This is a genomic window from Gemmobacter nanjingensis, assembly GCF_014652195.1.
In the GTDB taxonomy this organism is placed as follows: domain Bacteria; phylum Pseudomonadota; class Alphaproteobacteria; order Rhodobacterales; family Rhodobacteraceae; genus Gemmobacter; species Gemmobacter caeni.
Genome location: NZ_BMYI01000014.1, coordinates 1 through 9,896 on the forward strand (window position 1 = coordinate 1; position 9,896 = coordinate 9,896).

General features: G+C 66.3%; 7 protein-coding genes and 1 pseudogene. 3 read left to right on the forward strand and 5 right to left on the reverse strand.

What is annotated here, in order from left to right; genetic code table 11:
• The first annotated feature begins 195 nt into the window (after positions 1-195).
• From IE126_RS18530 to IE126_RS18540, 3 genes are all read left to right on the forward strand, one after another.
• The gene (locus tag IE126_RS18530; protein ID WP_103025175.1) at positions 196-1,509 is read left to right on the forward strand and encodes a replication-associated recombination protein A; all 1,314 of its coding nucleotides are present in this window, start codon (positions 196-198) and stop codon (positions 1,507-1,509) included.
• A 54-nt stretch (positions 1,510-1,563) separates the two neighbouring features.
• Positions 1,564-3,429 (forward strand): Na+/H+ antiporter NhaA, encoded by a 1,866-nt coding sequence (gene nhaA / locus IE126_RS18535; RefSeq protein ID WP_030540723.1) that lies wholly within the window; start codon positions 1,564-1,566, stop codon positions 3,427-3,429.
• Between the two features lie 151 nt (positions 3,430-3,580).
• On the forward strand, positions 3,581-6,232 hold the full coding sequence (locus tag IE126_RS18540; RefSeq protein ID WP_030540724.1) for an excinuclease ABC subunit UvrA: 2,652 nt from the start codon (positions 3,581-3,583) through the stop codon (positions 6,230-6,232).
• A gap of 101 nt (positions 6,233-6,333) precedes the next feature.
• Here IE126_RS18540 and IE126_RS18545 read toward each other — a convergent pair whose 3' ends face one another.
• From IE126_RS18545 to IE126_RS25980, 5 genes and pseudogenes are all read right to left on the reverse strand, one after another.
• The gene (locus IE126_RS18545; RefSeq protein WP_030540725.1) at positions 6,334-6,561 is read right to left on the reverse strand and encodes a DUF2274 domain-containing protein; all 228 of its coding nucleotides are present in this window, start codon (positions 6,559-6,561) and stop codon (positions 6,334-6,336) included.
• Between the two features lie 3 nt (positions 6,562-6,564).
• The gene (locus IE126_RS18550) at positions 6,565-7,695 is read right to left on the reverse strand and encodes a TrbI/VirB10 family protein (protein ID WP_030540726.1); all 1,131 of its coding nucleotides are present in this window, start codon (positions 7,693-7,695) and stop codon (positions 6,565-6,567) included.
• On the reverse strand, positions 7,692-8,687 hold the full coding sequence (gene trbG, locus IE126_RS18555; RefSeq protein WP_030540727.1) for a P-type conjugative transfer protein TrbG: 996 nt from the start codon (positions 8,685-8,687) through the stop codon (positions 7,692-7,694). The genes IE126_RS18550 and trbG overlap by 4 nt, the downstream gene beginning before the upstream one ends.
• Positions 8,684-9,373, reverse strand: coding sequence for a conjugal transfer protein TrbF (gene trbF / locus IE126_RS18560; RefSeq protein ID WP_030540728.1), 690 nt, complete (start codon positions 9,371-9,373; stop codon positions 8,684-8,686). The genes trbG and trbF overlap by 4 nt, the downstream gene beginning before the upstream one ends.
• Positions 9,370-9,896: pseudogene (locus IE126_RS25980) on the reverse strand (P-type conjugative transfer protein TrbL); the annotation flags it as partial. The pseudogene IE126_RS25980 and the gene trbF, both read right to left, overlap by 4 nt.

Sequence of the window (9,896 nt, forward strand, 5' to 3'; positions counted from 1 at the left end):
TGATCCATGAAACGCGCCCCTCGCAGCCGTCAACGCCATGATTTATATGCGAAATATCACGATTACGACAGCGAAATCAGCGACTTACTTGGAGAATGTGGGATAGTAGGACCGAGTATAATCATTATTGGCTGGTGGATTCGGTTTGGCGTGGGAACGCTGCGCCATTCGATGCAATGACCCCATGAGGCGATCTTGACTGATTTGTTCACGACAAAGCCCAGACCGCCTTTGGCAGAACTCCTGCGCCCCGGATCTCTCGATGAATTCGTGGGGCAGCGGCATCTGCTGGGTCCGGGAAAACCACTGCGCCTCGCCTTCGAGTCCGGCAGGTTGCACTCGTTCATCCTCTGGGGACCGCCAGGTGTGGGCAAGACCACTTTGGGGCGCCTGGCGGCACGCGCGACCGACAGCCGATTCATCGCCATCTCGGCCGTGCTTGCCGGGGTGAAGGACATTCGGCAGGCCATCGACGAGGCCCAGGCTGAACTGGACAACCATGGTCGATCGACAGTGCTTTTCGTCGATGAGATCCATCGTTTCAACAAGGCGCAGCAGGACGCCTTGCTGCCCCATGTCGAGTCGGGGCTCCTGACCCTGGTGGGGGGAACCACCGAGCATCCCGGGTTGGCGGTGAATTCCGCACTGCTCTCACGCGCACAGGTCTATACCCTCGAACCGCTATCCGGCGACGAGTTGAACCAGCTCTACGAACGCGCCCTGCCGCATCTTCGGGGCGTCACGTTGGATGCGGACGCACTGGACCTGCTCAAGGGCTTCGCAGATGGCGATGGCAGGCGTTTCCTCAATCTGCTTGAGCAGGTGACGAATGCTGCGTCGGGCGCTGGCAAGGCTGTGGTCGATGGCGAGTTCGCCAGGCTGTCCACCAGCCCATCACTGCGCAGGTTCGACAAGGGCGGCGACGAGTTCTACTGGCAGCTCTCGGCCTTCCACAAGTCGCTGCGGGGCTCCGACCCCGATGCAGCCTTGTATTGGCTGGCCCGCATCCTCGACGGCAGCGGCGACGTGAGCCAGGTGACCCGCCGCATGATAGTGATGGCCAGCGAAGACATCGGCAATGCCGACCCGCAGGCGCTGCAACTGGCACTCAACGCCGCGCTGGCCTACGACAGGCTGGGCTTGCCAGAGGGCGAGATACCGCTGGCGCAGGCGGTGACTTACCTCGCCCTCGCCCCCAAGTCGAATGCCGCCTATGCCGCCTGGGACCAGGCCAAGGCATTCGTCAAGCGCAGCGGCTCCCAGCCTGTTCCCCTCCATCTTCGCAATGCACCGACGAAGCTGATGAAGCAGATGGGGTATCACGAAGGCTACCGCTATGCCCATGACGAGCCCAGCGGCTATGCCGCCGGGCAAACCTATTTTCCCGAGGGCGTAGCGCGGCCGGGCTGGTACCAGCCAACCGACAGAGGCGTCGAGCGCAGGCTGGGAGAAAGGCTTGCTTGGCTGCGCTCGCTCGATGACGCAACGCCGCCAAGCGGGGACGCTTGACCGATCTCCCCCGAAATCGGCTCATCGCTACCGCACGAATTACAGGACAAGAACATGCCAGACTCTTCTTTCGGTGAATCCACGGCGAATATCAGACGGAGACGAGTTGCCCACTATCTGCGCACGGAGCCTGGTGCTGCGGTGTTGCTGGTGATCGTCACGGTCGTGGCGCTCGTGTGGGCAAACTCGCCGCTGTCCGACGCTTACTTTGCGTTGTGGCACCTGGATGTCGGGTTCAATTTCGGCCCGTTCGGCCTGCACATGGATCTGCATCACTGGGTCAACGACGGCCTGATGGTCGTCTTCTTCTTCCTGATCGGCCTGGAGGTGCGTCAGGAGTTTGCCCACGGATCTCTCCGGGACCGCAGCCGTGCCCGTCTCGCTCTGATCGCAGGGGTCGCGGGTGTCGTGCTTCCCGCACTGGTGTATGTCCTGATCGTGGGGCTGGCCGGAAGTGAGGGCCTGCATGGGTGGGGTGCGGTGGTCGGCACCGATACGGCGTTCATGCTGGGCACCCTGGCGATCGTCGGTCCGCGACTATCCGGTCAGCTGCGCGTGTTCTTGCTCACCCTGACCGTGGTCGACGACTTTCTCGCCGTGTCCATCATCGGCATCGTCTACAGCGAGGAGATCCGGATCGTCCCGCTGCTAATCGCCCTCGCCAGTCTCGTCGGGTTGTGGTTGCTAGGCCGCACCCGCCAGTGGCGGGCAACGCCGTATGTGCTGATCGTGATCGGGCTGTGGTTCGCAACCGTGTATTCCGGCATCCATGCCTCCCTTGCTGGGATGGCCGCGGGGCTCCTGATCCCTGCCTACGCGACACAGCGTCACAAGGTCGTCGCGGCAAGACAGCTGTTCCGAGATTTCTGGCAGTCTCCGAGTGCCGCATCGGCCCACGCGGTGGACCGCGGGCTGTCCCGAGGTATCTCGGTGAACGAGCGGCTGCACGAGTTCCTGCGGTTACCGACCGCGCTGCTGATCGTGCCGGTGTTCGCCCTGGCGAACGCCGGGGTGGACCTGCGTGGCGGGCTGCTCGCTGAGGCCTTCGGCTCGCCCGTGACCTGGGGCGTCATTGCGGGGCTCGTGCTCGGCAAAGTCCTGGGCATCGGACTCATCACACTCGCCGCGATCCGCCTCGGCCTGGGTCGGCTGCCCGAGGGCGTCGGGATGGGGAGCGTGTTCGGTGGAGCGGCACTGTCCGGGATCGGGTTCACCGTGTCGCTGCTCATCATCGGGCTCGCGTTCGGCACGACCTCCGACCTGGGCCGCCAGGCGACGGTCGGTGTGCTCGTGTCGATGGTGCTCGCCACGTTGCTCGGGTGGCTCATCTTCAAGGTTGCCGCCCGGAGATGGGGTGAGGAGACCGCCGATCTGCCGATGGTGCTCGAGCCGCCGGTGGATCCCGAGGTCGACCACATCCGTGGTCCGGAGGACGCCCAGCTCACGCTCGTGGAGTACGTGGACTTCGAGTGCCCGTACTGTGCGCACGCGACCGGTTCGTGGGAGGATATGCGCGAGCACTTCGGGGACGACCTCAGGTATGTGGTGCGCCAGCTGCCGCACCACCCGCACGGGCTGATCGCCGCGCGGGCGTCCGAGGCCGCGTCGAACCAGGGGATGTTCTGGCCGTGGCTGGACTTCGTGTTCACCCGCCAACATGCGCTGGAGCGCGAGGACTTGATCGGCTACGCCGCAGAGGTTGGCCTCGACGTCGACCGGTTTATCGCGGATCTCGACAGCGCCGCGGTGATCGAGCGCGTCGAGCGCGACCTCGCCAGTGCGGTCGCCAGCGGTGCGCACGCCACTCCAACGTTCTTCGTCGAGGGGCGTCGTCTGCTCGGCAGTTACGACGCCCGCACGCTCACTGCTGCGCTCGAAGCCAGCCGCCGCGGCACCCGGACGCAAGAAGCCCAGTCCTGAGCGGGGTCTCGAGCCGGGAGGCACCGGAGCGGGTCGGGCGAGCGAGGGGGGCTGGCGCTCGCTCGATCACGCGACGCCGCCAAGCGCGGACGCTTGACCGATCTTCCCCGAATCCGGCCCATCGCTAGCTCACGAACTACAGGATAAGAACATGCCAGACTCTCCTTTCGGTGAATCCTCTTGTACTGCCGCAGCGAGCGGTCTCGTGCAGGTGCGCGGTGCGCGCGAGAACAACCTCAAGGACGTGGACGTTTCCATCCCGCGCAACGCTCTGGTGGTATTCTCCGGTGTCTCGGGTTCCGGCAAATCCTCGCTCGCCTTCGGCACCATCTTCGCCGAGGCGCAGCGACGCTATTTCGAGTCGGTAGCCCCCTATGCACGGCGCTTGATCGACCAGGCTGGCGTGCCCGACGTCGATGCCATCGACGGATTGCCACCGGCGGTCGCCTTGCAGCAGCAGCGCGGCGCCAGCAACGCGCGTTCTTCCGTGGGGAGCGTCACCACGCTATCGAGCCTGGTGCGGATGATGTATTCGCGCGCCGGCGCCTATCCGGCCGGTCAGCCGATGCTCTACGCCGAGGATTTTTCCCCCAACACGCCGCAGGGGGCTTGCCCCACCTGTCATGGCCTGGGGCATGTCTATGAGGTGACCGAGGCCATCATGGTGCCCGATCCCTCCCTGACCATCCGGGAACGGGCGATAGCCTCCTGGCCGCCCGCTTGGCAGGGTCAAAACCTGCGCGATATCCTCGTCAGCATGGGTTACGACGTGGACAGGCCATGGAAGGATTTGCCCAAGGCGGACCGAGATTGGATTCTGTTCACTGAGGACACGCCCACCGTGCCGGTTTACGCGGGCTTCACGCCCGCCGAAACCCGAGCGGCGCTCAAGCGTAAGCTGGAGCCGAGCTATATGGGCACCTTCACCGGCGCCCGGCGCTATGTGCTGCACACCTTCGCTAACACCCAGAGCGCCCTGATGCGCAAGCGCGTATCGCGCTTCATGGAGGGCAAGCAGTGCCCCACTTGCGACGGCAAGCGACTGAAACCCGAAGCCTTGGCGATCACCTTCGCCGGAGTGGATATCGGCGCCTTCATGCAAATGCCGCTGGACCAGTTGGCGGCCCTGCTCGAACCCATCGTCCAGGGCGATTTCAGCGCCCATACGGCGGGGGAAGGTACGGACAGGGAGGCGACCCAGCGCGACCGGGCCGAACGGGCGGCCTCCGGTAAGGCCGTTCACGCAGTGTCGCCCGATGTGCGCCGCACCTCCGCACTCTCGGAAGAAAAGCGTCTCGCCGCGCAACGCATCGCCGGTGGCGTGATGGCCCGCCTGCATCAACTGCGGGGGCTGGGCCTCGGCTATCTGACGCTGGACCGGGCCACCCCGACACTTTCGGCGGGTGAACTGCAACGCCTGCGGCTGGCCACGCAGTTGAGTTCCCTGCTGTTCGGCGTCGTCTATGTTCTGGACGAGCCCTCGGCGGGGCTGCACCCGGCCGACAGCCAGGCCCTCTACGACGCTCTCGACAGGCTGCGCGACGCGGGCAATTCGGTGTTCGTGGTCGAGCACGATCTGGACCTGATGCGCCGCGCGCAATGGCTGGTGGATGTCGGACCCGATGCCGGAGAACACGGGGGCCACGTGCTCTTTAGCGGCGAGCCGGAGGGCCTGCGCCAGATCGCCGAATCCCGGACCGCGCGCTATCTGTTCGACGAGATCGCCGCGCCCGCGAGCCGAGGCCGCGAGCCCTCGGGCTGGCTGGAGTTGCAAGCCATCCATCGCCACAATCTGCGCGGCGTGGATGCGCGCATTCCGCTCGGCGTGCTGACGGCCGTTACCGGCATTTCTGGCTCGGGCAAATCCAGCCTCGTCGCGCAGGCTTTGCCGGAACTGATCTTGCTGCATCTGGGTCACGAACCCGAGGACGACGCGGCCGAAAGCGGCTCTGGCGAAGGCGCGACGGTCATCGAAGTCACCGGCGGTCATCTCGCCGGCGACGTGGATGCCGTGCAGCGTCTGGTGCAGGTGGACCAGAAACCGATCGGCCGCACCCCGCGCTCGAACCTGGCGACCTATACGGGCCTCTTCGACCATGTGCGCAAGCTGTTCGCCGCCACCCCCGATGCGCGGCGCCGCCGCTATGACGCCGGACGGTTCTCGTTCAATGTGGCCAAAGGGCGCTGCGAAACGTGCGAGGGCGAGGGCTTCGTCAGCGTGGAACTGCTGTTCATGCCGAGCGTCTATGCGCCGTGCCCGACCTGTCATGGCGCGCGCTATAACGATGCCACGCTGAAGGTGCGCTGGAACGGGCGCAACATCGCCGAGGTGCTGGCCATGACGGTGGACGAGGCCCACGGCTTCTTCGCGGGTGAGGACGCGGTGGCACGACCATTGCAATTACTGCGCGAGATCGGGCTGGGCTATCTGCGACTTGGCCAACCGGCCACCGAACTGTCCGGTGGCGAAGCACAGCGCATCAAGCTGGCGACCGAGCTTCAGCGCAGCCAGCGCGGGCGCAGTCTCTACGTGCTCGACGAGCCGACCACCGGCCTGCATGCCTCGGACGCCGACCGGCTGTTGGTACAATTGCAGCGGCTGGTCGATGCCGGAAATAGTGTGGTGATGATCGAGCACGACATGCGCGCTGTGGCGCAGGCCGATTGGGTAATCGATGTAGGACCAGGTGCTGGCGATGCTGGCGGCAAGATAGTCGTGGCCGGCTCCCCTCAACAGGTGGCCCGAACACCCGGTAGCCGGACGGCGCCGTTTCTTGTCGAAGAACTGGCGCGGGCCAAGTAGTCCGACATGCCAACGATAGCCGTCCGCCCGCTTCGTTGCTTTGGGTGCCGAGACGATGATCGCAAAACGCTACGTCGAGTGATGAACCTCGCGTTGACTTGTCACGATCTTCCTGGCTCCCGCTTCGCCTTAGCGAAGCCTCGATCCGTGGCGATGAAGCGTTCCAGCATAGGCACGATCAGCTTCATGGGATCGGCGACGGTCTGGCCGGTCTCGCGGGCCAGCACTTCGGCATAGGCGATCAGATCGCGGTGGAGCGGTGCCGGCAGCTCCACCGTCACCTTGACGGGCTTGTCGTCGGGCAGCGGCCCCAGCTTCAACTTCGCCATCGCTCAGCCTCCGTAGGATTCGAGCACAAGGTCGCGGGTCACGATGACCCTGACCGGGAAGCCTGGCCGGATGGTCAGCGTGGGTGTGACCTGCAATTGGCGCTGGATGATCTGTTGGCCGGCCTGGTTGATGGTGTCCTGCGCCCCGTCGCGGATGGCGCGGATCAGCCGGTCATCATCGCTGGTCGCCAACTCCGTGCCGACGCCAAGCAAGGTCGAGAGCCCTGCGGCCTTCATCAGATCCCACCAATGATAGTCGACGCCATCCTCAAGCCCGGCATAGCCGCTGGCATCCGCGCCGGGCTGGCGCTCCAGCACGATGGAGCGGCCATTGGGGAGGATCAGCCGATTCCAGACCAGCAGCACGCGGCGCTGACCGAAGGTCACGCCGGCGTCGTATTGGCCGATGATGCGCGTGCCCTGCGGGATCAGAAGGAGGCTGCCGGTCGGGCTGTCATAGACGTTTTCCGTGACCTGCGCGGTGATCTGACCGGGCAGATCGGAGCGGATGCCGGTAATCATCGCGGCGGGGATGACGGCTCCGGCCTGTAGGATGTAGGGCGACGCTGGAGCCATGATGCGGTCCAGGGCGACGGTCTGCCGATCCACCGGCCCGTTTAGGAAGGCGGTGTGCCGGTCCTGGGGGCCGGTCGCGCCGGACGGAAGGCCAAGGCCGGGCATGGCGATGCCGGTTGCCGTCCCCGTGCCGGGCGCGGTCTGGAAAAAGACGCGGCTGACGCGCGCGGCTTCTTCCTCGGCGAGACGGCGCTGTTCCTCGGGATCGACGGCGGGCGTCGCCATGACCGGCGGCGCAACCGGCTGTCCCCGGTTCTGCGCATCGAGGATCGGGCGGCCGAGGTCGCCGGGCAACGCCGGCCCCAGGACCGGGCCGGTATAGTCGCGCGGTAGGCCGGACAAGCCGTCCGCCGTGGGCCGGTTCTCGGTCGAATAGAGTTCTTCATTGCCCGGACCTGCATCGCGGGTCTGGAGCGCGTAGATCAGCGCGCCGCCGACGCCGAACAAGGCTACAGCGCCGACGCCAGCGAGCATCTTGCGTGACAGGCGGGTGACGCGCGGCGGTTCGGCGCGCAGCCGCATCGGCGAGGCGTCCGTGGTGTTGGTGGTGTCTGTCATGACGGGGAGTCTCCGGTCGCGCTGGCAGGCTGATCGGCGGCCGCCTGCGTCGGGTTGATACGGACGATCCTGACGACCTGCTGGCGGGTGCCGCCGCCAAGGCGCAGCTCGGCCGCACCGAATAGGCGGTCCACGATCAGGATGTTCTGGTGGATGCGGCTGTTGACGATCTGCGGTTCGCCATCGGAGCCGAGTACGAAGATCGGCGGCATCTCGCCCTGCACGATCCCGGCCGGGAAGACGACATAGACGCGCCGTCCATCGTCGAAGACGGAAACCGGCCGCCACGGCGGGCTGTCTCCGGTCAGGCCGTAGCGATAGTTCCGCGCGGCCTCGGCGGGAATGACGGGTGCGGCTGGAACGGTCTGGCGCTGGCCCGCTGGCGGTGCCGGATAGGCCCAGGCGACGGCAGGCATGTAGAGCGATTCCCGCGCGCGCAGCTCGATCATGTAGGTGCGCCGGTCGGTGGTGACGACAAGGTTGGTGGCAATGTCCGGGCGTGTCGGCTTCACGAGGATATGGACACGGCGGTTCGCGCCGGACCCGGATTCCGTGTCGCCGATGATCCACCTTGCGGTATCACCCGCCGCGATCGGCCCCGCGCCGGTCAGGCTCTCGCCCGGCTCCAGCGCAATGGTGGTGATCTGCCCGACTGCGGCATAGACCTGATAGAGCGCGCCCTCGCTCCACGGATAAATCTGGATCGCGTTGTAATAGCCTGCGCGGCGCGGCTCGACGCGAGCGGCGGCGTTGGCGTTCTCGACGCGGCCGGTCGGTGTTCCAGCAGCGGCGCCGCCGCGCGCGACGGTCCACGCGGGCGGCGTGTGCAGCGGCCGGGGCGTTTCGTCGGTCGCGGCCGCCTGCACCACTGGCAGCGGCGGCACGCTATCGTCATAGCTCCATTGCTGCGTCCGGTTGGTGGCGCAGCCTGCGAGCATGGTGGCCGAAAGCAGCACGGCCGCGATTGTGGGGGTGCGGGTGATCGTCCTCATTGGCTCATCTCCCGTGACCACGAAATTGCATTGACGTAGATTCCCAACGGGTTGGCGCGCAGGCGCTCGGCATCGCGCGGCGTCTGGATCACGATGGTCAGGATCGCCGTCCATCGCTCGGTGGTGGCGAGCTGGCCGTTTTCGTAGTGGCGTTCGGTCCAAGCCACGCGGAAGCTGTCGGGCGATGCCCGGATGACGCTCGAGACCTCGACGGCGACCTGCTGACGGCCGACCCGCGTGAACGGGTCGTTGGCCCGCGCATAGTCGTTCAAGGCAGCCGCGCCCCTGTCGGTGGTGAACTCGTATGCGCGAAGCCAATTCTGGCGAACGATGATGGCGTCGGCCGGGATCGCGCGGACCTGCTCGATGAAGCGGCCGAGATGGAAAGCGATCTGCGGATCGGTGGCGCGATAGTCAGCGTTTGCGGGCGCGACGGTCTGCGCCTGGCCGATATTGTCGACCTGTACCACCCAGGGCACGACGGTCCCGCGCGCGGACTGCCAGACAAGGGCGGAAGCGAAGCCGGCCGACAGGATCAGCGAGCCGAACGCCATATAGCGCCAGTTCTTCGCCTGAACACGGGCCGAGCCGATGCGCTCGTCCCATGCCTGCGCGGCTTTCTGATAGGGTGTCTCGGGTTCCGGCGACTTGCCGTAGTGGGTTGCTGGTCGTTTGAAGATGGTCATGAGCGGTCACTTTCGGAAAGGTTGATGGAGGAACCGGAGCCGTGGCTGTCGCCGGAGCGCACCGCATGGGCTGCCATGGTCGTGCCGTGGTTCATGGCCTGGGAGCGCTGCATCCGCTGCGCCCAGGCCGGAGCACTGCCTGCGACGGCGGACGGTGCGGCGGCGGGAGTAGCGCTCGCGCCGCCGACCGTGCCTGCGGTGGACGTGCCGCCGGTCACACCAAAGGCGGCGCGTGCGCCATCGGAAAAGCTGGATTTGACGCTTTCCGATGCTTTCGACGCGGCGCGCTTCAAGGGCGATACAGCGGCAGAACCTGCGGTCCGCGCGACACCGCCGAGGCCGGAGGCGACACTGGCCGCGCCGGTCTGGCCGAGCGAGCCGACGCTGTAGGCGGCCGTCGCCGCGCCTGCGGCGGAAGCACCTCCGCGAACGGCCGCGGCTCCACCGGACAGAGCGGCGGCGCCGCCTCTGGCGGCCAGCATCGCTCCACCTCCCGCCGCCGCGCCTCCTGCGAGCACCATGC

Bases quoted from the DNA above. Each gene is read 5' to 3' on its own strand.
- IE126_RS18540 (WP_030540724.1), top strand. From the start codon at position 3,581: ATGCCAGACTCTCCTTTCGGTGAATCCTCTTGTACTGCCGCAGCGAGC.
- trbF (WP_030540728.1), bottom strand. From the start codon at position 9,373: ATGACCATCTTCAAACGACCAGCAACCCACTACGGCAAGTCGCCGGAA.
- IE126_RS18545 (WP_030540725.1), bottom strand. From the start codon at position 6,561: ATGGCGAAGTTGAAGCTGGGGCCGCTGCCCGACGACAAGCCCGTCAAG.
- trbG (WP_030540727.1), bottom strand. From the start codon at position 8,687: ATGAGGACGATCACCCGCACCCCCACAATCGCGGCCGTGCTGCTTTCG.
- nhaA (WP_030540723.1), top strand. From the start codon at position 1,564: ATGCCAGACTCTTCTTTCGGTGAATCCACGGCGAATATCAGACGGAGA.
- IE126_RS18550 (WP_030540726.1), bottom strand. From the start codon at position 7,695: ATGACAGACACCACCAACACCACGGACGCCTCGCCGATGCGGCTGCGC.